The 23,856-nt window shown below is 57.9% G+C and carries 22 protein-coding genes and 1 riboswitch; of the genes, 10 read left to right on the top strand and 12 right to left on the bottom strand.

Annotated features, from left to right (window positions below; translation table 11 throughout):
- Nucleotides 1-40: 40 nt before the first annotated feature.
- Nucleotides 41-1,141, bottom strand: a complete 1,101-nt coding sequence (locus tag N879_RS12245; RefSeq protein ID WP_009462610.1) for a CobW family GTP-binding protein — start codon at nt 1,139-1,141, stop codon at nt 41-43.
- Between the two features lie 199 nt (nt 1,142-1,340).
- On the bottom strand, nt 1,341-1,832 hold the full coding sequence (locus N879_RS12240; RefSeq protein ID WP_009462608.1) for a Fur family transcriptional regulator: 492 nt from the start codon (nt 1,830-1,832) through the stop codon (nt 1,341-1,343).
- A 234-nt stretch (nt 1,833-2,066) separates the two neighbouring features.
- Between N879_RS12240 and N879_RS12235 the strand changes: the two genes are divergently transcribed.
- Genes N879_RS12235 through N879_RS12225 form a run of 3 tightly spaced genes read left to right on the top strand, consistent with a single transcriptional unit; the run spans nt 2,067 to nt 4,737 of the window.
- Entirely contained in the window at nt 2,067-2,789 is a 723-nt protein-coding gene (locus N879_RS12235) for a metal ABC transporter ATP-binding protein (protein WP_009462606.1), read from the top strand.
- Nucleotides 2,789-3,688, top strand: coding sequence for a metal ABC transporter permease (locus N879_RS12230; RefSeq protein ID WP_031232761.1), 900 nt, complete (start codon nt 2,789-2,791; stop codon nt 3,686-3,688). The genes N879_RS12235 and N879_RS12230 overlap by 1 nt, the downstream gene beginning before the upstream one ends.
- Entirely contained in the window at nt 3,688-4,737 is a 1,050-nt protein-coding gene (locus N879_RS12225) for a metal ABC transporter substrate-binding protein (RefSeq protein WP_009462603.1), read from the top strand. Before N879_RS12230 ends, N879_RS12225 begins: the two co-directional genes overlap by 1 nt.
- Before the next feature lies 1 nt (nt 4,738).
- On the opposite strand, the gene N879_RS12220 is transcribed toward N879_RS12225, so the two are convergent.
- The 5 genes from N879_RS12220 to N879_RS12200 are packed head-to-tail and all read right to left on the bottom strand — an operon-like array spanning nt 4,739 to nt 9,120.
- On the bottom strand, nt 4,739-5,779 hold the full coding sequence (locus N879_RS12220; RefSeq protein ID WP_009462602.1) for a tyrosine recombinase XerC: 1,041 nt from the start codon (nt 5,777-5,779) through the stop codon (nt 4,739-4,741).
- Entirely contained in the window at nt 5,767-6,444 is a 678-nt protein-coding gene (locus tag N879_RS12215) for a DUF484 family protein (RefSeq protein WP_021447044.1), read from the bottom strand. Before N879_RS12215 ends, N879_RS12220 begins: the two co-directional genes overlap by 13 nt.
- 2 nt (nt 6,445-6,446) lie before the next feature.
- Nucleotides 6,447-7,370, bottom strand: a complete 924-nt coding sequence (gene dapF / locus N879_RS12210; protein ID WP_009462599.1) for a diaminopimelate epimerase — start codon at nt 7,368-7,370, stop codon at nt 6,447-6,449.
- Between the two features lie 8 nt (nt 7,371-7,378).
- On the bottom strand, nt 7,379-8,269 hold the full coding sequence (locus N879_RS12205) for a lysophospholipid acyltransferase family protein (RefSeq protein WP_009462598.1): 891 nt from the start codon (nt 8,267-8,269) through the stop codon (nt 7,379-7,381).
- Nucleotides 8,266-9,120, bottom strand: a complete 855-nt coding sequence (locus tag N879_RS12200; protein WP_009462597.1) for a lysophospholipid acyltransferase family protein — start codon at nt 9,118-9,120, stop codon at nt 8,266-8,268. Before N879_RS12200 ends, N879_RS12205 begins: the two co-directional genes overlap by 4 nt.
- 237 nt (nt 9,121-9,357) lie before the next feature.
- On the opposite strand from N879_RS12200, the gene metK reads away from it, so the two are divergent.
- The 4 genes from metK (at nt 9,358) to metF (ending at nt 13,507) form a co-directional block, all read left to right on the top strand.
- Complete coding sequence (metK, locus tag N879_RS12195) at nt 9,358-10,521, top strand: methionine adenosyltransferase (protein ID WP_009462596.1); 1,164 nt, start codon at nt 9,358-9,360, stop codon at nt 10,519-10,521.
- A gap of 204 nt (nt 10,522-10,725) precedes the next feature.
- Nucleotides 10,726-10,818, top strand: a riboswitch (S-adenosyl-L-homocysteine riboswitch).
- Nucleotides 10,819-10,892: 74 nt separating this feature from the next.
- The gene (gene ahcY, locus N879_RS12190; RefSeq protein ID WP_009462595.1) at nt 10,893-12,290 is read left to right on the top strand and encodes an adenosylhomocysteinase; all 1,398 of its coding nucleotides are present in this window, start codon (nt 10,893-10,895) and stop codon (nt 12,288-12,290) included.
- 42 nt (nt 12,291-12,332) lie between these two features.
- Nucleotides 12,333-12,671 (top strand): phage holin family protein, encoded by a 339-nt coding sequence (locus tag N879_RS12185; protein ID WP_009462594.1) that lies wholly within the window; start codon nt 12,333-12,335, stop codon nt 12,669-12,671.
- Nucleotides 12,668-13,507, top strand: a complete 840-nt coding sequence (gene metF, locus N879_RS12180) for a methylenetetrahydrofolate reductase [NAD(P)H] (RefSeq protein WP_021447042.1) — start codon at nt 12,668-12,670, stop codon at nt 13,505-13,507. The genes N879_RS12185 and metF overlap by 4 nt, the downstream gene beginning before the upstream one ends.
- Nucleotides 13,508-13,650: 143 nt before the next feature.
- Here the strand turns inward: metF and N879_RS12175 are convergent, their stop codons facing one another.
- Nucleotides 13,651-14,280, bottom strand: coding sequence for a 5-formyltetrahydrofolate cyclo-ligase (locus tag N879_RS12175; protein ID WP_009462592.1), 630 nt, complete (start codon nt 14,278-14,280; stop codon nt 13,651-13,653).
- On the opposite strand from N879_RS12175, the gene N879_RS12170 reads away from it, so the two are divergent.
- Entirely contained in the window at nt 14,279-16,381 is a 2,103-nt protein-coding gene (locus N879_RS12170; protein ID WP_021447041.1) for a transglycosylase SLT domain-containing protein, read from the top strand. The two genes, N879_RS12175 and N879_RS12170, sit on opposite strands and share 2 nt — an antisense overlap.
- Before the next feature lie 11 nt (nt 16,382-16,392).
- A complete protein-coding gene (locus N879_RS12165; protein ID WP_021447040.1) occupies nt 16,393-17,535 on the top strand; it encodes a CCA tRNA nucleotidyltransferase in 1,143 nt (380 codons plus the stop codon).
- Nucleotides 17,536-17,758: 223 nt separating this feature from the next.
- Here N879_RS12165 and N879_RS12160 read toward each other — a convergent pair whose 3' ends face one another.
- Nucleotides 17,759-18,973, bottom strand: a complete 1,215-nt coding sequence (locus tag N879_RS12160; RefSeq protein WP_021447039.1) for a class I SAM-dependent methyltransferase — start codon at nt 18,971-18,973, stop codon at nt 17,759-17,761.
- A gap of 4 nt (nt 18,974-18,977) precedes the next feature.
- Nucleotides 18,978-19,199: a hypothetical protein gene (locus N879_RS12155; RefSeq protein ID WP_009462588.1), complete on the bottom strand. Its 222-nt coding sequence runs from the start codon at nt 19,197-19,199 to the stop codon at nt 18,978-18,980.
- Between the two features lie 119 nt (nt 19,200-19,318).
- On the opposite strand from N879_RS12155, the gene N879_RS12150 reads away from it, so the two are divergent.
- Entirely contained in the window at nt 19,319-19,888 is a 570-nt protein-coding gene (locus N879_RS12150; protein WP_009462587.1) for a class I SAM-dependent methyltransferase, read from the top strand.
- Nucleotides 19,889-19,973: 85 nt separating this feature from the next.
- Here the strand turns inward: N879_RS12150 and N879_RS12145 are convergent, their stop codons facing one another.
- Together N879_RS12145 and ppc are read right to left on the bottom strand one after the other, a co-directional pair.
- Nucleotides 19,974-20,756, bottom strand: a complete 783-nt coding sequence (locus tag N879_RS12145; protein WP_009462586.1) for a sulfite exporter TauE/SafE family protein — start codon at nt 20,754-20,756, stop codon at nt 19,974-19,976.
- A 139-nt stretch (nt 20,757-20,895) separates the two neighbouring features.
- The gene (ppc, locus tag N879_RS12140; RefSeq protein WP_021447038.1) at nt 20,896-23,730 is read right to left on the bottom strand and encodes a phosphoenolpyruvate carboxylase; all 2,835 of its coding nucleotides are present in this window, start codon (nt 23,728-23,730) and stop codon (nt 20,896-20,898) included.
- Nucleotides 23,731-23,856: the final 126 nt, after the last annotated feature.

The following is a 23,856-nucleotide window of genomic DNA, read 5'->3' as shown; positions in this document are numbered from 1 at the left end:
TCACGCGCAATCGCTCCGCATTTACTGAATAATTATTAATTCAAACCAGGCAATTCTCCAGGCCCTGGGTGAATATGTCTTGTGGCAATTTGCGGCCAATAAAGACCAGCTTGGTGCCCTTTTTATCTTTGGCCAGCCAGGCATTGCCAGGCTCGGCGCTCATCATCATGTGTACGCCCTGAAACAGCATACGGCGATTGATGCCCTTCAGATACAGGATGCCCTTGTAGCGCATCAGATCTGGTCCAAATACCTGGACAATGCCCGACAGGAAATCTTCCAGACGCTCGGGGTCGAAAGGACGGTCCGAACGGAACACGAAAGCCCCGATTTCGTCATTGTGAGCTGCGTGCTCGTGGTGGTGATGATGGTGATCGTGTCCGCAGCCCGGACCGCACTCGCCTTCGTCGCCGTGGGCATGATCGTGGTGGTGATCATGGCCGTCCGCCGCATCGGGGTGTTGCTCTGCCAGGAATTGAGGATCAATGTCCAAAATGGAATTCAGGTTGAAACCGCTGACTTCCAGCAAATCCTTGATGTCGGTTTCACCGAAGTGAACCGGCGTAATCGTGGCTCGCGGGTTGATGCGGATTAGACGGGCACGCAGGGCCTCGTAATCCACATCGTTGACCAGATCTTTTTTGGAGATCAGCAGGCGGTCCGCAAAACCAACTTGTTTTTGAGCTTCTTCTTGCTGGTCCAGTGTGGCCATGCCGTGTTTGGCATCCACGACCGTGATGACCGCGTCCAGCCGATAGTAGTCGGCAATATCATCGTCCATGAAGAAGGTCTGGCAGACCGGGCCGGGGTTAGCCATGCCGGTGGTCTCGATGATGACGCGCTCGAACTTCAGTTCGCCTGCCTGGCGGCGAACGCGCAAATCATTCAGGGTGCGCATCAGGTCACCACGCACGGTGCAACATACGCAACCATTGCTCAGCTCAACGATTTCTTCTTCGGAGTCCTGCACCAACAGTTCGTTGTCGATACCTTCGGGCCCGAATTCGTTTTCGATGACGGCAATGCGTCGACCGTGATATTCGCTCAGGATGCGCTTGAGCAGCGTGGTTTTACCAGCGCCCAAAAAACCAGTCAGAACAGTGACTGGAACCATGTTGTTCAGATCTGATGCCGCGTTCATAAACATGCCTCGCAGTGGCGGGCGAAAGGTACAAGGCACGGCACCAACCGCGGCTTCCTGCACCCATCTGCTCCGCACGAAAACAACGTGCGATTACATCACAGCCTTGCCTGTTGGGCAAACGGTGATCTGTAAAAATTCACAGAGGTTTGCCAATAGATCGGGGAATATATACCGATTGGCGGCAAAATACCACGTTTTAGGGGGCAGATAAGGGTTTTCGCTCGTTTTTAGCTGCAACGCAACGTTGGCACAGGCCGCGCAGTTCAGTTTCGTGGCCGGACAGGGCAAAGCCCGCTCCGCGCACACAGTCGGCCAGCCTTTGGCTCAGGTCCGGAGCGCACAGCTCCACCACGGTGCCGCACTGGGTGCAGACAATCAGCAAGTCGTGGGGATGGCCGCCGGCATCCACACAGGCCGTCCAGGCATTGACGGCATCCAGGCGGTGGATCAGGCCTTCTTCAGTCAGAAAGTCCAGGGCGCGGTAAACGGTAGGGGGTTTGGCGCCGGGCTGGAACTCGCGAACCAGATCCAGCAGTTCGTAGGCGCGCAAACTGCGCTGGGCCTGAATCAGGATTTCCAGCACCTGGCGGCGAATTGAAGTCAGCCGTTTACCGCGTTCCAGACAAAGCTGTTCAGCGGTAGCAAGCTGATCTTCAATGGCGTTGGGCGTAAGAATATGTACAGGCATGGCGCTTGATGAGGTGTTTGTTATGTTATAACATCTTTGGAAAAATTAAATTCCCAATCTAGCCGCATTATCCCTGTTTCATGTCCTGTTCTCAATTTTCCTCGACTCCCCGTAGTGCGGCACCCCGCCGTTCGCTCCTGCTGGCTTCGGCCGGGCAGCGCGTACTGGGCGCTTTGTGCGTGTCAGCAGTCCTGTGGTTGCTGACCACCTGGGCATTGGGTGCGTGGTAGAGGCATGAGTTCACACCAAACCTTGATCGAGCTTGACCATGTGGCGCTGGGCTGGAAAGACAAGATAGCCTTGCGCGACATCAGCGGCTGTTTCAAACGCGGTTCGCTGACGGCCATTGTGGGGCCAAATGGGGCGGGCAAATCCACCTTGTTGAAAGGGCTGACAGGGCAGATCAATCCCCTGAAAGGGCGCATTGCCGTCGATAGCGGTTTTCTGGATCAGTTGGCCTTGTTGCCGCAAATGGGCGATCTGGATAAAAGCTTCCCTGTGACAGTGCATGACCTGGTGGCCATGGGAGCCTGGAAGCGCGTGGGTGCCTGGGGCGGATTTCCCAAGGCAGAACATGAACGTATTGGCCATGCGCTGGAGCAGGTGGGGCTGGCCGACTTTGCGCGTCGCTCCATTGGCACTTTGTCGGGTGGGCAATTACAGCGAGCCCTGTTTGCCCGCATGATCATGCAGGACGCCCAGATATTGTTGCTGGACGAGCCTTTTGCTGCGGTGGACCGTGCAACCTCGGACGAATTGATGAACCTGATTCTGGACTGGCACAAACAGGGCCGTACCGTGATGGCCGTGCTGCATGATCTGGATATGGTGCGTAGCTGTTTTCCGCAAACCGTGCTGCTTGCCGGGCAGGTGGTGGGCTGGGGTGAGACCGAGGCGGTGCTGACGCCGGAGAACCTGCATCTGGCTCGCCATTTGTGCGCGGGGGACTACCTATGATGGCGCTGATTGATGTGCTGTTTGGCCCCTTCATGGACTTTGGTTTCATGAAGCGCGCACTGGCTGGTTCTTTCGCCCTGGCTGCAGCGGCCGGACCTTTGGGGGTATTCCTGGTGTTGCGCCGCATGAGCCTGATGGGCGATGCCATGGCACATGCCATCCTGCCCGGTGTGGCGGTTGGATTTCTGACGGCGGGCCTGTCTTTAAGCGCGATGGCCATAGGCGGCATGATTACCGGCCTGGTTGTCGCCTTGCTGGCCGGACTGGTGGCCCGCCTGACACCACAACGGGAGGACGCCAGTTTTGCGGCCTTCTACCTGGTATCCCTGGGGCTGGGGGTGCTGCTGGTGTCCTTGCGCGGCTCCAATATGGATTTGATCCATGTGCTGTTTGGCACGGTGCTGGGCCTGGATGATGCCTCCTTGCTGCTGGTGACCAGCAGCACGACGGTTACGCTGATTATTCTGGCTTTGGTATTCCGGCCTCTGGTGCTGGAGTGCATGGACCCGATCTTTTTGCGCACGCAAGGCGGGCGCGGTTCCGTCGTCCATATGTTGTTCTTGTTCATGCTGGTCATCACGCTGGTGGCTGGCTTCCAGGTGCTGGGAACCTTGATGGTGGTGGGGATCATGATGCTGCCCGCTGCCTCGGCCCGATTCTGGGTGTATTCCGTTGGTCGTCAGATGCTGGTGGCGGCCTTGCTGGGCATGATCAGCGCCTATCTGGGCCTGCTGTTCTCGTACTACTACAACGTGCCTGCTTCGCCCGCGATTATTTTGGCAGCCGGCGCCTTCTATTTTCTTTCTATCACCTTTGGCCCCCAAGGCGGTTTGCTGCGTGCTTATTCCCAATGGCGTGCACGGCGTCGGCGCATGGCCTCTCTCTTGGAGCACGATTGATGAAAATGCGAGACATTTACTCAGGCCGCACGGTGCTGGCCCTGGGCTTGCTGGCGGCCAGCCTGTCGGTGCAGGCGGAGCCTTTGCGTGTGGTCAGCAGCTTCTCGATTTTGAACGATATGGTCAAGGAGATAGGCGGCGACAAGGTTATGGCCAGCACGATTGTGCCCGCCAATGGGGATGCCCATTCGTTTGAGCCGCGTCCCAGTGATGCAAAGACCTTGGCTAACGCGCAACTGCTGGTGATCAATGGTCTGGAGTTCGAGACCTGGTTGCCACGCTTGCAGCAGGCAGCAGGCTATAAAGGGCCGCAAGTCGTGGCGACAGAAGGTATTACGCCTTTGGCATTTGAAGGTGGCGGACACGAGGATCATGCTGGTCATGGCCATGACCATGACCATGACCATGACCATGACCACGGTCACGACTCCGAACCTGAGCATGCCCACGACCATGAGCAGACCCACGCCAAAGAGGATACACAGTCCCACGGCGGGCATGACCATAGTCATCAGCACGGCAGCCAGGACCCCCACGCCTGGCAAAGCCTGGGCCTGGCACAGATCTATGTTCGTAATATCAGCAAAGGTCTGGAGCAGGCTGATCCGGCCAATGCCGAGTACTACCAGCGTCGCGCCAAGGATTACGCACAGCGCATTCAGGAGATGGACGATTCCATCAAAACCCGCCTGCAGGCGGTGCCGGTAGAAAAGCGCAAGGTTATTACCTCGCACGATGCTTTCTCTTATATGGGCAAGGCTTACGACATCCGTTTCATTCCCTTGGTGGGGGTATCCAGCCAGGCGGAGCCTTCAGCCCGTGATATTGCGCAGATCATCCAGCAAGCGCGTAGCGAGCAGATTCAGGCCATTTTTGTGGAAAACACGGTCAGCGCAAAACTGGTCGAGCAAGTGGCACGGGAGACCGGCGCCAAAGTCGGCGGCACCTTGTATTCCGATGCTTTGGGAGCCCCAGGCTCGGGCGTGGATACCTACCTGGGCATGATGCGCTCGAACACAGACCAGTTGGTCAAGGCCTTGCAGCCCTGATTCACTCCTCCGGCTTGTCACTGGCCCGGTTCTTGCGTTGTGCCCGAGGATGGGCCTGATCGTAAGCCTGGGCCAGATGCTGGAAGTCCAGACGGGTATAAATCTGAGTCGTGGAAATATTGGTATGACCCAATAGTTCCTGCACCGCCCGCAAGTCTTGTGCTGATTGCAGCAAATGGCTGGCAAAGCTGTGACGCAAGCTGTGCGGGTGGACATGCACTGGCAGGCCGCTGGCGCGGGCATAGTTTTCCAGTTCTTGCTGCACCACGCGTGGGTGAATGCGGGCTCCACGGGCACCCAGAAACAGGGCCGCGCTGGCATCTGCGCTGGTCGCCAGTGATGCCAAAGCCGGGCGCTTTTCCAGCCACTGCTGCAAGGCATGCAGCGCTTTCTCCCCGACAGGCAGGCGGCGCGTCTTGCCGCCTTTGCCACTGACCACCAGCTCACGATCATCCAGCAGTAACCAGCTCTTGGACTGATAGTGCGCGTCCTGGTGATAGTGCGTGTCCAGGCTGACCAGCTCGGACAAACGTAGTCCGCTGGAATAAAACAATTCAAACATGGCCTGATTGCGCCAGCTGACCGGGTCGTCCTGAATGGGGGCGGTGGGGCGGTCCAATAGCTGCTGGGTCTGGTCTACGGACAAGGCCTTGGGCAGAGGGCGGCCTATCTTGGGTGCCTTCAGGCTGGCTGCAGGGTTCAAGGGCCAACCCAGTTCTTTAGTGCGCGCTTGATAGTAGCCACGCCAGGCTGCCAGAATGCGGGCCAGGCTGCGTGGTGCCAGGCCCTGCGCATGCAAGCGGGCGGCAGCCTGTCGCAACTGGCTTTGAGTCAGTGTGTCGGGGTCTGTACCTGGGTACTGCGCCAGCAAGTGGCGCAAATCATTGCGGTACGCACTAAGGGTGTGTTCCGAATAGCGTTTTTCGTGGCTTAGTTGATGCAGCCAGCTTTGCATGGCCGGGCTGAGGGCCTGGGGGGCGGCTGGCTGCTTTTGAGGCGTGTCCCCAGAAGGGGAGTGATCTTGTTTTTTCAGGCCGGACATTCGCTTTGATCAACACTGCTGGGCTTGTACAAACGCTGCAGGGCGGCGCTGCACAATTCGCCAATGCCTTCCAGAAAGTCCGTACCCATATCGGCCGTAAAACGCGTGGCTTCAGGCGAGCCCAGAACCAGCAGACCAAACAGGGTGTTCGACTCCGGAAACGTCAAGGGCACAATGGCCACCGATTGCGCGTCTTGCTGCAAATCGGCCAGAAACTCCTGTTCGCGTCGAGCGCCGCAATAGGGGTTGATCAAGGTGTAGGCCCAGCTGACCAGGGCGTCGTCAGCCAGCACTTCGTCCGGATTCCAGCAGTGCAGACGGACCACGGGCATTTCAAAGATGCGCTCCAGGCTGCTGCAGATCAGTTCGGGTAGGGCTGCCGGGTCGGACTCGGCCAGCATCTGGCAGTTCCATTGGTGTAGTTGGCGCGAAATTTTTTCATTGCCACGGGCATTGGCGACCAGCGTGGCCAGTTGGCGCTCGGTTTTCTTGCCGCGCTCGCGCAGCAGCATGATCTGACGCTCGCCCAGTGAAATAGCGCGGCTTTGATGGGGGTGCGGCACCATCAGTTTGGAAAAAACATCGGCATGCGCGTCGAAGAAATCAGGGTTGGCTTTCAAAAACTGGGCCACTTCCACGGCGCTAAGGCTGTTGGGGGTATCCATGTCTAGAAGGTTTCCTTTCTGGCTAGGGACGCACACAGTGCATCTATATCGACTTGTCCGGTAAAGACAGTTTGGGCCGGGCCGCTCATGCGTAGCGCCTGTCCGTCCCATTCAATGCGCAGACTGCCTCCACGAGTATCAACGACAACCGGGCTTTGGAGCAATCCCCGCCGTATGCCTGCCACCACAGCCGCACAAGCGCCTGTACCGCAGGCCAGGGTCTCACCGGCGCCGCGCTCGTAGACGCGCAGCTTGATGTGATGGGCGTCCAGAATCTGCATGAAACCGGCGTTGACCTTCTGAGCAAAACGCGGATGAGATTCGATGAAGGGGCCGACGCTGGCAACCGGAGCTTTCAGCACATCGTCTACCACCTGCACGGCGTGCGGATTGGAGATGGACACCAGCGACAGGGCGACAGGTTCGGCTTGATCGGGTACGGGCAGAAGCCACAGCGTATCTTCGCCCTGAGTTTTTTGTTCCAGCCCGCTAGGGTCAAAAGCGACATCGGCCGGGGCAAATCGGGTGGTGCCCATCATGACATCCACGCCAAGCTCCGGATCGTCATTCAAACTGATGATGCCGGTACGAATTTGTGCTCGTAAAGGGTTGGCCGAGGACAGGCCTTGTTCGTGTACGAAGCGGACAAAGCAGCGAGCGCCGTTGCCGCAATGTTCGACCTCGCCACCGTCAGCGTTGAATATGCGGTATCGGAAATCTGCACCGGGTTCGGTTGCGGCTTCCACCAGCAAGATCTGGTCTGCCCCAATGCCGAAGTGACGATCCGCCAGCGCGCGGGCGCGTTCGGGAGTCATTTCAATGCCTTGCCTGACTCCATCCAGCATGACAAAGTCATTGCCCGCGCCGTGCATTTTGGTGAAACGCCAAAGCGAGGAAGCGGGCTGGGGTGTGGTGGAGCTGTGCATGATGGGGCCTAGTAAATGCCGGGTTGGCCTTCAGGACGGGTTTTGAAGCGTCGATGTACCCAATAATACTGCGGAGGGTCCTCGCGCACATATTTTTCGATCAGGGCATTCATGCGTTCCGTGGCTTCTTCCAGGCTGCCTTCACCCGGAAAGTCGGACATGGGTTCCAGCACCTGAATATGGTAGTGACCAGTCTCGGCGTCCACGCGGGAAATAACCGGAATCACCAGTGCGTCCTGGTTGCGTGCGATCTGGGCTGTGGACAAGAGCGTGGCCGCCGGGACATTGAAAAAGGGCACAAAGGCCGAGCCCTTGGTGCCGAAGTCCATATCAGGCAGGTAATAAATCGGCTGGCCCTTTTGCAGCGCACGCATCAGACCGCGAATGCCGTCTTTGCGAGAAATCAGCGGGACGGAGGAGAAGCGGCTACGGCCTTCGTACATCAGGCGATCCACATGGGGGTCGCGTTGGGGAGTGTAAAAGGCAACCAACGGCGAGATGGACATGGACAGGCGTGTACCCGCCGCATCCATACCCAGAAAGTGAGGCACCAGCAGCATGACCTTGCGACCCTGTTCCAGAGCCTGGGTGATGTGTTCTTCGCCCGTCAGGTGCAGAGTGTTCAGAATAGTGCTGGGCAGACCAAACCAGAGCAGGCCCCGGTCCAGATATGATTGGGCCAGCAGGCGAAAGTGCTGCTTTTCCCATTCGCGTCGAGTGCTTTCGGGGGTGTCAGGAAAGCACAGGTCCAGATTGGTACGCACAATGTGACGGCGGCGGGAGGCAAAGCGATGCACCAGCCCGCCCAGCACAGCACCCCAACGCTGGCGCGTGCGTACCGAGGCACGGCCAAAGTAGGTGAAAACGGATTTGAGCAGCGGGTAAGAATTAAAACTCATGGGGTGGTATCGCCAGGCAAAGGGGGCGCATCGTGGGGAATCTTGTAGCGGTTATAGCCCCACAGATACTGGGTGGGGAAACGGCGTATCAAGCTTTCCATGGATTCGTTGATCAGGGTGGCCAGTTCCGTCGGGTCTTTGGGCAACGGCTCGGGTAGGCGCAAGGTGTGAATATGCCAGCCGCGCCCTTTAGGCAGGCGCTCGGCAGCGGTCACAATCACAGGCACATTGGACTGACGGGCCAATTTGCCAGCCAGTGTCATGGTCAGGGCAGGGCGGCCAAAAAAGGGTGCCCATACGCCATCGCCACCGCTGGGAACCTGGTCGGGCAACATGCCTACCGATTCACCTTTGCGAAACGCGCGGACAAATTCACGCACGCCTTTCATATTGGCGGGGACGGCATGCAGGCCGGGCAGTTCACGTGACTCCACCATCAGGGGTTCCAGTACGGCCTGGCGTGGTGGGCGAAACATCACGGTCAGTGGGCCTAAACCCACCAGATAACGTGCCGTAATCTCAAAGCAACCCAAGTGCGGGGTCAGATACAGCACGCCGCGTCCTTCGGCATGGGTGGCTTCCAGCAAGGCCACATCATCGACGGTGCAGCGGGCCAGACAGGCTTGCGGATGCAGCCAGACGCGCGGTGTCTCCAGGATCATGGCGCCGGTTTGTCCGGCCGCTTGCCGGAAAAATGCGGGGGAGTCGTAACCCGCTTGTCGGCAGTGGCTTTGCAGACGGCGGCGGTAGCGTCCGGGAAAAGCGTAAATCAGGCGTCCGATTCCTTTGCCCAGCCCATGAAGAACGGGTAAAGGCAGACGAGCCATCAGACGTAAAAGTGCCGCGAGCATGGGCCAGGCAATCCTTTAGTGTGAAGTTTTGCTGAAATAAATACGTATTTTCGCTTAAAATGGATTGTATCGCTGAGTTAAACGACAACTTGCGGAGCGATCGGGCAGCAAACTGCCCACTATAAACCGCTAAAGCGTCGCGCCCCGTCTATCGTATCCACATCGCTGGCTTCGAGGTGCAACGCAGTTTGTTCAACCTCGTGCTGATTATCAGCCCTTATTCAAGGAAGCTACGCTGTGAACAACAACGACTTTCTCTTTACATCCGAATCCGTTTCTGAAGGCCACCCCGACAAGGTAGCTGACCAGATCTCCGACGCCATCCTGGACGCTATTTTCGAGCAAGATCCTCAGGCACGTGTTGCTGCCGAGACCTTGTGCAATACCGGTCTGGTGGTGCTGGCTGGCGAGATCACCACGCACGCCAACGTGGATTACATCCAGGTTGCCCGTGACACCATCAAGCGCATTGGCTATGACAATGGCGATTACGGCATTGATTACAAGTCCTGCGCCGTTCTGGTGGCCTATGACAAGCAGTCGCCCGATATCGCCCAAGGTGTGGATCGCAGCCCAGAAGAGTTGCTGAACCAGGGCGCTGGCGACCAGGGTCTGATGTTTGGCTACGCGTGCGACGAAACCCCTGATCTGATGCCTGCTCCTATCTGGTACGCACACCGTCTGGTGCAGCGCCAGAGCGAGCTGCGCAAAGATGGCCGTTTGCCCTGGTTGCGCCCTGACGCCAAATCCCAGGTGACCTTCCGCTACGTGGATGGCCGTCCTACCGAAGTGGATACTGTGGTGCTGTCCACTCAGCACGCGCCTGAAATGTCCCAGAAAGACATTCACGAAGCCGTGATCGAACACATCATTCGTCCATGCTTCCCTTCGGACTTGCTGACCGAGAAAACCCGCTTCCTGGTGAACCCCACCGGCAAGTTCGTGATCGGTGGCCCTCAAGGCGATTGCGGTCTGACTGGTCGCAAGATCATTGTGGATACCTACGGTGGCGCATGCCCTCACGGCGGTGGTGCTTTCTCCGGCAAGGACCCCTCCAAAGTGGACCGTTCCGCTGCCTACGCCGCCCGTTATGTGGCCAAGAACATTGTGGCAGCCGGTTTGGCTCGTCAGTGTCAGGTGCAACTGAGCTACGCCATTGGTGTGGCCGAGCCTATCAATATCACCATCTACACCGAAGGCACAGGCGTGATCCCCGACACCGAGATCGCCAAGCTGGTTCGCCAACATTTCGATTTGCGCCCACGCGGCATCATCGAAATGCTGGATCTGCAGCGTCCCATCTACTCCAAGACTGCTGCCTACGGTCACTTTGGCCGCAGCGAACCCGAGTTCAGCTGGGAAGCTACGGACAAGGCCCAGGCTTTGCGTCAGGCTATCTAAGCGATGTGCAGATAGGCAAAGGCCGCTTGCGGGCGGCGCTTTGCTGCAGTTTGACAGCGTTGTCGGGGCCGGGAAACCAGTCAGCAAGCAACGCTGGGTGGGACGGGCAAGTGCCAGTCTCATGAGAAGAAATTATGATTTTTACCCGTGGGGCTGTCTTCCCAAGATGATCCAAACGGGTACAATCACCCACATTCATTTGCCATCCTCGAGGGGCGTTGCGACAAGACTCACGGTCTTGCCAGGCTCGGGGCATGGATAGGTGGTATCCACCTTGGAGAACGACGCTCACCACGACCTGCATGGCGGGCTGCTGGTGAGAATTCATTTGCTCTCCCTGCAGTCTGCGTGCCGTATAACGGAGCCCGACTGTGACTTTTACCGATTACAAAATTGCCGATATTTCCTTGGCTGAATGGGGCCGCCGCGAGCTGACCATTGCCGAGACCGAAATGCCTGGCCTGATGGCCACCCGCGAGGAATTTGCTGCCTCCCAGCCCCTGAAGGGCGCACGCATTGCCGGCAGTTTGCACATGACAATCCAAACCGGGGTTCTGATTGAAACCCTGACCGCCCTGGGCGCTGAAGTGCGCTGGGCATCATGCAATATCTTCTCGACTCAAGACCACGCAGCCGCTGCCATTGCCGCATCTGGCGTGCCTGTGTTCGCCGTCAAGGGCGAAACCCTGGAAGAGTACTGGCAATACGCCCACGACATTTTCGACTGGCCCGGCGAACAGGCCAACATGATTCTGGACGACGGTGGCGACGCAACCTTGTTGCTGCACCTGGGTGCCCGTGCAGAAAAAGACCTGTCCGTTCTGGACAAACCCGGCAGCGAAGAAGAGCGCGTCATGTTCGCCTCCATTCGTGCCCGTCTGCAAAACGACAAAACCTGGTACTCCACCCGTCTGGCCCAAATCAAGGGTGTGACCGAAGAGACCACCACAGGCGTGCACCGTCTGTACCAGATGGCCAAGAAAGGCGAACTGGCTTTCCCTGCCATCAACGTGAACGACTCGGTGACCAAGTCCAAGTTCGACAACCTGTACGGCTGCCGCGAGTCCCTGGTAGACGGTATCAAGCGTGCTACCGACGTGATGGTTGCCGGCAAGATCGCCGTGGTTTGCGGCTTCGGTGACGTGGGTAAAGGTTGTGCTCAAGCACTGGCCGCCTTGCGCGCCCAGGTTTGGGTTACCGAAATTGACCCTATCTGCGCCCTGCAAGCCTCGATGGAAGGCTACCGCGTTGTGACCATGGAAGAAGCCGCTGACAAGGCTGACATCTTCGTGACTGCCACCGGTAACTACCACGTGATCGACCGCTCGCACATGGAACGCATGAAAGATCAGGCCATCGTGTGCAATATCGGTCACTTCGACAATGAAATTGACGTGGCCTCGGTGGAAGATCTGGAGTGGGAAGAGATCAAGCCTCAGGTTGATCACATCATTTTCCCTGATGGCAAGCGCATCATTCTGCTGGCCAAGGGCCGTCTGGTGAACCTGGGTTGTGCTACTGGCCACCCCTCTTTTGTGATGTCGGCTTCGTTCACGAACCAGACCATTGCACAAATTGAACTGTTCACTCGTGGCGAGAGCTACGAAACGGGTAAAGTATATGTACTGCCCAAGCATCTGGACGAAAAAGTCGCTCGTTTGCACTTGAAGAAATTGGGTGTGAACTTGTCGACCTTGTCTCAGGCGCAGGCGGATTACATCAACGTACCTGTGCAAGGGCCATTTAAGGCTGAGCACTACCGCTACTAAAACGCACCGGCGTCTTCGGACGCCTATTCTTGGAGCCCTATCATGACTTTGCTACTTGTCTGGATCCTGAATGCTGTTGCCCTGCTGGTTGTCGCCTACATCCTGCCTGGTATTACGGTTGCCTCGTTTGGCTCGGCACTGATCGCTGCGCTGGTACTGGGCCTGCTCAATACCTTGGTCAAACCTTTGCTGATTGTGCTGACCTTGCCCATCACTATTGTGACTTTGGGCTTGTTCCTTCTGGTGCTCAACGCCTTGGTGTTCTGGTTTGCGGGCTCCATCCTCAAAGGCTTCCAGGTTGAAGGCTTCTGGTGGGCCGTGATTGGGGCGATCGTCTACAGTCTGGTTTCCGGGCTGCTGTCGGGATTGTTAATGAAATGAGCAACAAGCAAACCTTGAGCCTGGAGTTTTTCCCGCCGCGAGATATCGCGGCGCAGGAAAAACTGGTGCGCACCGCCAAGTCCTTGATGGGCCTGAACCCCGCCTATGTCAGCATGACGTTTGGAGCCGGTGGCTCCACCCGTGCTGGCACGGTCGATGCGGTAGCACTGCTGCAAAAACTGGGCTTTGATGTCGCACCGCACTTGTCGTGCATTGGTACGGCGCCCGCGCAGCTTGGCGAGATGCTGGACAATTACCGCGATCAGGGCATACGACGTATCGTGGCCCTGCGCGGTGACTTGCCTTCGGGTATGGGTGGTGACGCGGGCGAACTGCGCTATGCCAGCGATCTGGTGTCATTCATTCGTGAAAACTATGGCGAACACTTCCATATCGAAGTGGCCGCTTATCCCGAGATGCACCCTCAGGCCACAGGCTTTAGCGACGACCTGGGTCACTTTGTGAACAAGGTCAAGGCTGGTGCGCACGGTGCGATCACGCAGTACTTCTTCAACCCGGACTCGTATTTCAGCTTTGTTGAGCGAGCCCAGGCGCAAGGAGTCACGATTCCGATCACACCGGGCATCATGCCCATTACCAACTCGTCCCAGTTGCTGCGGTTCTCGACCATGTGCGGTGCAGAAGTGCCGCGCTGGATTCGCCTGCGACTGGCCGATTTTGGTGATGATCGTGCATCGATTCGTGCTTTCGGTATCGATGTGGTGGCACGCTTGTGTCAGGACCTGCTCGATGGCGGCGCTCCTGGCATTCACATGTACACCCTGAACGGGGCAGATGCAAGCATGGCTATCTTGCCGAATCTGACCTGGCGCTAAGCACTTCGCGTCGCGAAAAAAAACCCGCCACATTCATTTGGCGGGTTTTTTCATGGGGAACAGACTAGCCAGCATCTGACCCGGTTTAATCAACTGCTTGGCAAACAGAGTTGTGGATTAAACAGTTTGTGGTAGCGGGTTACTTATAGTTCCGGAGCGGGCACAGCCCAGCCTTTATCAGTCAGAATACTGTCCAGGCGTTGGTCGTGCGGGGCGGGCTGGTAGGCCTGGCCGGATAAATCGCCCACTGCCCAGGCAATACCAATGCTGGTAAAAGCGTGGTTTTGTTCTTTCAGCGCCGCCAAGGTCCGGTCGTAGTAACCCTTGCCATACCCTAGACGATCACCCTGTCTGGTGTAGCCCAGGGTTGGGACCAGGACAATATCCGGTTGCATGGTTTTAGTGGAAATGGGGATTTCGATGCCGTAGCGACCCTTTTCCATTTCGGTCTCGGGTGTCCACTCGACAAAGCTTAAAGGGGCATCGGCCTCTTTGACAACGGGCAGACAGACATTGATGCCTTCCTCTTCCACCCATTGAAGCAGCAGTGGGCGCAAGTCCGGCTCCTGGGCCATAGGCCAGAAAGCGGCAATGGTAGTGGGTTCGGTACGGCCCTGTTCACGCAGGCGGCTGCGGTTGGTGGCCAGCCAGGTAAATAGACGGCCCCGTATCAGCAAAGCGCCCCGGTTTGTGTCGATGGAGGGCTGCCCGGCTCGCAGGTCTTTTAGTCGCGTGCGCAGCGCGGCTGCGTTATGCTCTACGTTCTGAATCATGGGTGATTTTCTAAAGGCCGTCACTATGGGTATCAACCAGCTAAAGTACCAGAAAACACCAGCTTGGGGCATGGCATCCATGCTTCCTCGCCCGCCCTTGAGCGCTTTGGTGGTGTTTGCCCTGGGTTTGGTCGGCTGTGCGGGGTCGCAGTCGCCGCAAGCCCAGACTCATTCCCCGGATCCTGCCGTTGCCAAGCAAGCTGTCGCGTTGCAGCCTGCCAAAGAAGCCGTGCGTCGCTGGGATCGAGTCCCGCCTGTGCCGCCAACGGCCCGCCAGGCTTTGATTGACGCCCGTGATGCCATGCAGGCCAAGCGCTGGACGGCGCTCGATGCTCTGGCTCCGGTTGCCGCGAATGATCCTGTTCTGGGTTCTTACGCCGAATACTGGCGCTTGCGCCGGATTTTGCAGGATACGACCACGCCCGTGCCCGATGAGCAAATTCGTTTGTTCCTGAGCGGCAATCAAGACGAATACCTGGAAAATCGCCTGAAGTCCGACTGGATTGTGGCGGCCGCGCGTACCGGCAACTATGCTTTGGTGCGTGAGCTGGCCCCCGTTCACGCCCCTACCTCGGCTGTGAAGTGTGCAGTAGCGTCGGCACAGAACATGGCCGGTCAGCCTGTGGATGTGCAGGACTTGCTGGCGTCGTTCTCTCCAAGCCAGGCCTGCTGGTCGGCACTGGACCAGTTGTACGCCCGTAAAGTGATCAGCAAGAATCAGGTCCGTGATCTGATGCGTGATGCTCTGGAAAATAATCGTACATCCCAGGCCCGCCGCCTGGCCGCGATTATCTTCACTGCGCCGCAAATGAAGGATTACACCGCCTTGATGGCTTCGCCACAGAAATGGCTGGATCGTAATGTGAACAACAGTTCGGTCAATCCGGAGCTGGTGTCCTTGGCCTTGTCCCGTTTGGGCCGTGGTCAGCGCGATGCCGCAGCGGCCTATATAGACCGTACCTGGGCGGGCAAGATCCCTCAAGAGAACCTGAATTGGGTGTGGGGCCAGTTTGGTCTGATCAGTGCCTTGCGGGTGGAAGACGATGCGGCCAAATGGTATCGCCGCTCCGGTCGTACCCCCATGACGGATTACAACAACGCTTGGCAAGTGCGCGCCGAGTTGCGTCAGAGCACCATCGAGTGGAAGCATGTCTCTGCCGCCATCGACAAGATGAACGATGCGCAAAAGGCCGAGCCGGTGTGGGTGTACTGGTCGGGTCGTGCTCATGAGGCGCTGGGGCATAAGGAGCAAGCTCGTGCCAAGTTCCAGTCCATTGTGGGTGATCTGAACTTCTACGGTCAGTTGGCCACGGAAGAGTTGGGCCTGACACCTTCCTTGCCCCCACAGCCGCAACCTTTGACGCCGTTGGACATGCAGGATGCCCGTACCAATGCGGGCTTGCTGCGTGCGGTGGAGCTGTTCAAGCTGGGCTGGCGTCCGGAAGCGGTACCCGAGTGGAACTTTGCCTTGCGTGGCATGAACGACAGACAGTTGCGTGCAGCAGCCGAGTTTGCGCGCGAGCAGCATATCTATGATCGCGTGGTGAATACCTCCCTGTTGACCAAGAACGAGATCGACTTCAGCCAGCGCTTTATCGCGCCCTTTGAAGGCCGCGTAACCGAGCAGGCCAAGTCCATCAATCTGGACCCGGCCTGGGTGTATGGCCTGATCCGTCAGGAATCGCGCTTTATTACCGATGCGCGCTCGGGTGTCGGGGCATCGGGTTTGATGCAACTGATGCCTGCCACCGCCAAATGGGTGGCCAACAAGATCGATATGCGCGACTTCTCTCCCTCCCGTGTGAACGAGTTCGAGGTGAATACGGTGCTGGGTACCAATTACCTGAATATGGTTCTGGGTCAACTGGATGGATCGCAGGTTCTGGCATCGGCAGGCTATAACGCAGGGCCAGGTCGTCCCCGCCAGTGGCGCTCGCGCTTGAACACTCCGGTAGAAGGGGCCATTTTTGCAGAAACCATTCCTTTTACTGAAACGCGCTTGTACGTGAAAAACGTGCTCTCCAACGCGACCTATTACGCCATGATGTTCAGCGGTCAGCCGCAGTCCCTCAAAGGGCGTTTAGGTACGATCTCGCCTTGATGAGTCCGTCCATGCTTGATAACAGACAGCAAGCAGCTCTGGCGGCCCTGATGGGGCCGCCAGATCCTGTTCTGGACGGTTTGCAGGTCTATGTGGTGGGTGGCGCGGTTCGCGATGCCTTGCTGGGGCTGCCAGCGGGTGACAAGGATTGGGTCGTAGTCGGTGCCCGGCCCGAAGACCTGGCCGCGCGCGGCTTTGTTCCCGTAGGTGGCGACTTTCCTGTCTTTCTGAATCCCCATAGCAAAGAAGAGTTTGCCCTGGCCCGAACTGAGCGCAAGTCGGGCCGTGGTTACAAGGGCTTTACCTTTTACACCGGCACAGACGTGAGCCTGGCGGACGATTTGCGTCGCCGTGATCTGACCATCAATGCCATGGCCGTGGATGCGGCGGGGAATCTGCATGATCCCTTGAATGGTTTGGCGGATTTGCAGGCCCGTCTATTCCGGCATGTGGGCACCGCATTTAGCGAAGACCCGGTACGCTTGCTGCGTCTGGCACGTTTTGCCGCCCGCTTTTCCGAGTTCACCGTGGCCGACGATACCTGGGCTCTGGCACGTGATCTGGTCGAGCAGGGCGAAGTGGACGAGCTGGTGCCTGAGCGCATCTATCTGGAAATAGCGAAAGGTTTATCTGCCCAGCAGCCCGCTCGCATGTTCGAGGTACTGCGGGAGGTCGGCGCGTTAGAGCGTGTCATGCCCGGCTTGAACTACAACGATCAGGTGGGTCAGCAGGTGCAGATCGCCAAAGACAGGCGTCTGGATCTGGCAAGCTGCTTTGCCGTTCTGTGCCATATTTCGGACACCCCAGGACAGGTGGCCGAACAGATTCGTGCACCCTCTGAATGGCGCGACCAGGCCCGTCTTTTGCCAGTGCTGTTAGCCAGCCCTGCCTTGTTGCAGCCTCGTGCAGACGTGGAGTCTGCCTTGCAAGTCATGGAGTCGTTGGATGCCTTGCGCAAACCAGAGCGCTTTACTCAGCTGATCAGTGCGGCGGCCTGTCAGCAGGACGTTCCAGAGCTGGAATGGGACTTCTTGCGAAAGGTGATGGCCAGTGTGGATGCCGGTGCAGTTGCTGCTCGATACAAGGCCGAGCCAGGCAAAATCCGTGAAGCGGTGCGCGCAGCTCGATTGGCAGCTTTGGAGCAGTCTGTTTAGTCTATGTGTGAGCAGCCTGGAGTGCACACTCAGAAAATAAGCGGCTAATAGGCCGCTTATTTTTTTCTGCTGAGTGCGTGTTCGTCTAGGGGGCGATGTCTCGGGGGAGTGTTCTGGCGCGGTTGCTTCACGTAAAAACGGCAAGGTATATACCCTGCCGTTTGCTGATCTCTGCTTATGACTCTTGAGGGAAATGCCCTCAGGAAGTTCCCCAAGGGCCGCTTTACAGACGCTCGCGTCGATCTCCGCTCATTGTGCCCAGCACTGGGGCTGAAATATCGCGCCCAATAATCAGCACTTTGAACAGTTCCCCCATTTCCGCTTCAGACAGCAGCTTGTTGGCGGCACTCATGGTCTGTGCCCATTGCTGTTGCACGGCGGGCGATGGGTCTTCCGGCGGAGAAGCCAGGAAATTGGTGATGCCGCAATTCATCAGGAAGCGCGCCTGGCTGGTATAGCCCAGCACATCCAAACCGGCCTCCAGGGCGGCATCCGCCATGGCGGTGAAGTCCACGTGGGCGGTAATGTCCTGCAAGCCAGCCAGCACCAGCGGCTCGGCATGAGCAAAGTGACGGAAGTGGCACATCAAGGTGCCCTTGTCACGTTGTGGGTGGTAGTACTCGCGCTGCGGAAAACCGTAGTCGATCAAAATGGCCGCGCCTTGCTTTAACCAAGTACCCATGCTGCGCACCCAGGCTTCAGCTTGCAGGTTGATCTCGGATAGGTAGAAGGGCTGCGCTTCCACGCGTTCGGCCACCAGCGAAGCCAGATGGTCGGGAGCCGGGCGGGTAGCCAGGTAGAAAGGCGCTGGCAGGCCCTGGGCTGTGCTGTCGTCTGCTGCAATAACGCCCACTTCCAGCACCTTGCCAGCCACATCAAACGTGAACAGGCTGGCAGGCATGGCATCCAGAACCTCATTAGCCACCACGCAACCCTTGAAGCTGTGTGGCGTGCTGTCCAGCCACTGCACTTGTGCTTGCAGGGGGGCCAGACGCTCTTGCTGACGCGCACGCAAATCAGGCGATACTTCCAGAATTGAATACTGCGGCTCGATACCTTGCTTGCGCAGCTCCGTAATCAGCGCTTGGGCCAAAGCGCCGCTACCCGCGCCGAACTCCAGAACGGACAGGGATTGGCTGCCTTCCAGTACTTCCATGACCTGACGGCTCAAGGTCTGAGCAAACAGGGGAGAGAGTTCGGGGGCCGTCGTAAAGTCGCCCGTTGGCTGATTGCTGCCAAACTTGGTGCTGCCGCCGGTGTAGTAGCCCAGATGGGGGGCGTACAGCGCATGGTGCATCCATTGGTCGAATGGCAGGAAACCGCCTTCATCGGCAATGCGGTCCAGCAAGTAATCGTTAACCTGTGCGACGTGTTTCTTCAGTTCCTCGGACAGGGGAGGCAAACCGTGTGGCAGGGCAGGGGCGGACAATACGTTCATGGCGTCAGTTGGGCTTGTCGTTAGGTGTCTCGGAAGAAGCCGGGGCGGCGCTCTTGGCGCTGGCTTTCTTGGCCTGGGTCACTTGGTGCAGGGTGCGGATCATGCCCACCAGCATCCCGATCAGGATGGAGGTGGCAGCGGCCAGGATGAAGTTGCCGTAGACAAACCATAAAGGCAGGCACAGAACGGCCATCAGCAATATGGGTTTTTGCAGCAGAACTTTCATACACCCTCAAAAAAATAGCGTGGAATCGGGGCCAATTGTAGCCCAGGCCAGTGCTGTGCTTGAGCTTGCCCACTGCTGCGTTACCATGGGCGTTTTGTTTGCTTAGCAAAGGGGTAAGGATGAACGACAGGGGACAGGCCAGCGCCTGGTTACAGGCATGGGCCCATTTGATTCCGAATCCGGGCACGGTCCTGGATGTGGCCTGTGGTCGGGGGCGCAATGCCCGCTGGTTGGCCGAGCGCGGCAATACCGTGATCGGTGTAGACCGGGACCCGGAAGCGGTGGCAGCGACTTCGCCTTACGGGGAAATTATCCAGGCTGATATCGAAAACGGTCCCTGGCCTTTTGCCGGGCGCAAGTTCAATGCTCTGGTGGTGACCAAGTACTTGTGGCGCCCCTTGATGCCGACTTTGCTGGAGAGTCTGGAGCCAGGTGGGGTGCTGGTTTACGAAACCTTTGGGGTGGGCAACGAGCAATACAACACGCCGCGTAATCCGGACTTCCTGTTGCAGCCGGGGGAGCTGCTGCGCTGGTGTGCGGACCTGGATATCGTGGCGTATGAGCATGGTTTCCGGGCCGATCCGGACCATATTGTTCAGCGCATTGTCGCCGTGCGTCCGCGTGAGGGCGGCTCTTTCAGCGATTATCGTCTGAATCCGCAAGACGGTGGTGGCAGTATTTGCGAGTAAAGCATGTGCAGTTTTGAGCCAAGCGCGGCGCTTGGCTCAAAACCATGTATCCGGTGTTGCTTGAGCGCGTGTACAGAATCGCGGCTTAAAACAGATAGGTACGTGCCAGCATGGACAGGGCCACAACAGCGGTCAGGATGCTGAAACCCTGTTGCAAGCGCACAGAAGGAATATGAGGGGCTAGTTGTCGGCCTATCACCATGCCACCCATGGCCGAGGCCACAAAAACCCAGCCGCTAAGGGGAATCTCCGCCCCGTGTGCCAGACTCATGGCCGACGCGCTCAGGGAAATCAGGGCGATCAGCATCAAGGATGTAGCCACAATGCTATGCATGGACAGGTCGCTGAAACGTTTTAGGGCAGGCACGATCAGAAAGCCGCCGCCCACGCCCAACATGCCTGAAAACAAACCCGCTACCGCACCAATTGAAGCCAAGGTGGCCGTGCCTGCTGGTGTCCAGCGCAGGCGGCCGGTTTCCGGGTTCAGACAACAGGGTGTATGAGCATTGGCCGTTGCCGCCGGACGACGCAGCATTTTGGTGGCGATCCACAGCATGATGGCGACAAACAGCGTTACCAGCACTTTTTCCGGCAAGGCGTGGCTGATGCGTACGCCCAAAGACGTGACCAAAGCGCCCGTGATAGCCATGAACATGGCAGCTCTATAGCGCACGATATGCTTGTACAGACCATCCAGCGCGCCGACCAGAGCGGCGGCGCCTACAGCCAGCAAGGCCACTGGCGTGGCCGCCGTCATGCTGTAACCCATGCCCAATACCAAAGCGGGCACGGCCAAAATACCGCCACCCGCGCCAGTCAGGCCCAGCGACAGGCCAGTCAGAATTCCCAGGATGATTGCAAGCGCCATAAGCCATATGGCGTGACCCCGGTAGGGATCACGCCTTTTTCAGAAAGCGTAGTAATGGCTTATTGTACGCTCTTAACTTCTTTTGGAAATTAGCTTATTTATAAAAGTAATTAAATAGGTCAATTTCCATGGCTTGGAGTTAGCCCGAGTTACGCAGGCCAGCCGCAATACCGTTGATCGTCAGGTGAATGACGTGTTGCTTGTTCACACCGCTGCGTGTGGGCTTGTTGGCCTTTTCACCTTGACGGCGATGGCGGCGCAGCAGTTCCACCTGCAAGTGGTTCAGCGGGTCAATATAGGCAAAGCGTTCGGCCAGGGCATCTTGCAAAGCCTGATCGTGCGCCAGCAGTTCGTGGCCCGTAATTTCACGGAACAGCCGGTGTGTCAGTTCGAACTCGTCACGGATTTGCGTGAAGATGGTCTCGCGCAGTTCCTCGTCCTCGACCAGACCGGCGTATTTCAGGCCGATATCCAGGTCAGTCTTGGCCAGCACCTGCTCCATATTGGACAGTAGCGTGCGGAAGAAGGCCCAGTCGCGCGCCATGGCTTGCAACTGAGCCAAGCGCTTGCTGCGGTTCAGGCCATCATTGGGCAGCCCCGATTCCAGATAGCGGTTCAAGGCCGTGCCCACGCCGTACCAGCCAGGAATAGGCAGACGGCATTGTGCCCAGGAGAAACTCCAGGGGATGGCGCGCAGGTCTTCAATGCTTTGCGTGGCCTTGCGCGAGGAAGGACGCGAGCCGATATTCAGGCCAGCAATTTCCTTGATAGGCGTGGACTGGAAGAAGTACTGATCAAAGTTCGGCGTACCGTAGACCAGTTGGCGATAGCTTTGATGAGCCTGCTCGGACATCCAGGCCATGGCGTCACCATACGCAGCCAGATGTTCGTCGTCATTGGACGAGCCTTTGCGTGAACCCAGGCTGGCTTCCAGCGTGGCAGCGACAAACAGCTCCAGATGCCAGCGACCCACGTCCGCATCCTTGTAGCGGCCTTGAATCATTTCGCCTTGCTCGGTCAGACGAATCTGACCGTTCACGGTGCCTGGAGGCTGCGCCAAAATAGCGTCGAAACTGGAACCACCGCCTCGGCCTACCGAACCGCCACGGCCGTGGAACAGGCGCAGACGTACTTTGCGGCGCGAGAATACCTGCGCAAATTCACGCTCGGCACGGTATAGCGTCCAGTTGGAGGTCAGGTAGCCACCGTCTTTATTACTGTCCGAATAACCCAGCATCACTTCCTGCACGCTGTCCTGAGCGTGACGCACGCGCTGGCGGATTTCAGGCATATCCAGCCATTCCTGCATGATTTGCGGGCCACGCTCCAAGTCAGGAATGGTCTCGAACAGCGGTACAACCATCAGACCTTGATGCTCGGGCTCGTTGGAGTTGGGCACGATCAGGCCGGTTTCCTGTTGCAGCACCAGCACTTCCAGCAAATCGCTGAGCGTTTCGGTGTGCGACACAATGGTTTGTTCCAGCGCACGCGCACCAAAGCGACGTCGGCATTCGGCGGCTTTGCGCAGAATGGACAGTTCTTTCTCGGTTTCTTCCGAGTAGCGATACCAGGGCGAAACCAGGGGGCGATGGTGGCGCAACTCCGAGCGCAGCAAAGTGACGCGGTCCTCTTCGGACAGTTGGCGGTAATTGACGGGTTCGTCCTTGTACAGCGTGCCTGCCACGCGGAACAGTTCGTCCAGTACGCGCTCGTGCACGTCCGAGCTTTGGCGCAGGTCCAAAGTGGCCAGATGGAAGCCAAAAACCTCCACAGCTTGAATCAATTCGTTCAAGCGCAGGCCGGCAATGGCGCCGCCTTTGTTTTCAGCCAGAGAGTCGGCAATGATTTGCAGATCAGCCTTGAATTCTTGCGGGTTTGCATAGGGTGGGGCGGCGTAAGTGGGGCGATCGGCCAGGTCGCGGCCCAGCAAGTTCTGCGCTGTGGCCGCCATACGGGCGTACAGATGAATAAAGCTGCGGCGATAAGGTTCGTCTACACGGTGTGGCGACGGGTCCTGGCTGCTGGCCGACAAGGCCGCCAGGTCTTTGCTGACACGGTTCAGTGCGTCGGACACGGAGATTTCCGTACCCAGTAAGCGAATCTGCTCCAGATAGTGTTGCAGCGCGCGTGTCGACTGGCGCAGCACCGCTTGCTCAACGGTTTCAGGGCCCACATTGGGGTTGCCATCGCGGTCACCGCCAATCCAGCTACCCATGCGCAAAAAGGCGGGCAGAGAACGTGTTTTCTGATCCAGCAGGCTTTTTTTGCCCGGTTCCAGCAAACGGTCCAGGTCGTGGTACAGCTGCGGAATGGTGGGCAGGAAGGTGGAGCCGTAATAGGCCAGGGCGTTATCGATCTCGTCCATCACCGTCAGCTTGTGATCGCGCAGCATGCGGGTTTGCCACAGCAGGGACACCAGACCGGTCAGCTTTTCCTGGGTGCGGGCTGATTGTGTGGCGCTGGCTTTGTGATCCAGTCCGTTCAATTCATCGGCAATGGCCATATGCACAGCCAGCGTACTTTGGCGCTGAACTTCGGTAGGGTGAGCCGTCAGCACCGGCATCACACAGGCTTCTTGCAGATAGCGGCGAATTTTCTTGGCGCTCAGACCCTGGTCCATCAAGGTCTGAATGGCGTGTTGCAGGCTGCCCAGCAGTTTCGCAGGATCTTGCTCTTCGCGGCGACGGTTCTGGTCGCGGTCCTCGGCAATATTGGACAGGTGCAAAAAGTAGGCAAAGGCACGGGCCACGGAACGGGCCTGCGCATCGTTCAGCTTGGGAATGTCTTTTTCCAGAATCCGTGCTTGCTGCGGATCGTGTTCACGTCTGAAACTGACAGCCGCCCGGCGCAGGGCTTCAATCAGCGTGAAGGTCGCCTTTCCTTCGCTATCACGAATCACCTCTCCCAGGGCCTTGCCCAGAAAGCGGATGTCCTGTCGAAGCAGGTTGGAAAGGTCAGGCACGGCCTGCGGCATAATATATCTCCTGTTAAATAAGGGGTTTTGCTGCAAAGGATTCTGGGTGCCAGATCGGTAGCCGCCCTACGGTAAGACGCCTTCCCGACCTTGACGCGCACAAAGCGCCTTGGGACGTTTATGATA

It is taken from the genome of Alcaligenes sp. EGD-AK7 (genome assembly GCF_000465875.3).
Taxonomy (GTDB): domain Bacteria; phylum Pseudomonadota; class Gammaproteobacteria; order Burkholderiales; family Burkholderiaceae_B; genus Alcaligenes; species Alcaligenes phenolicus.
This window is presented reverse-complemented; position numbering and strand designations above follow the sequence as displayed.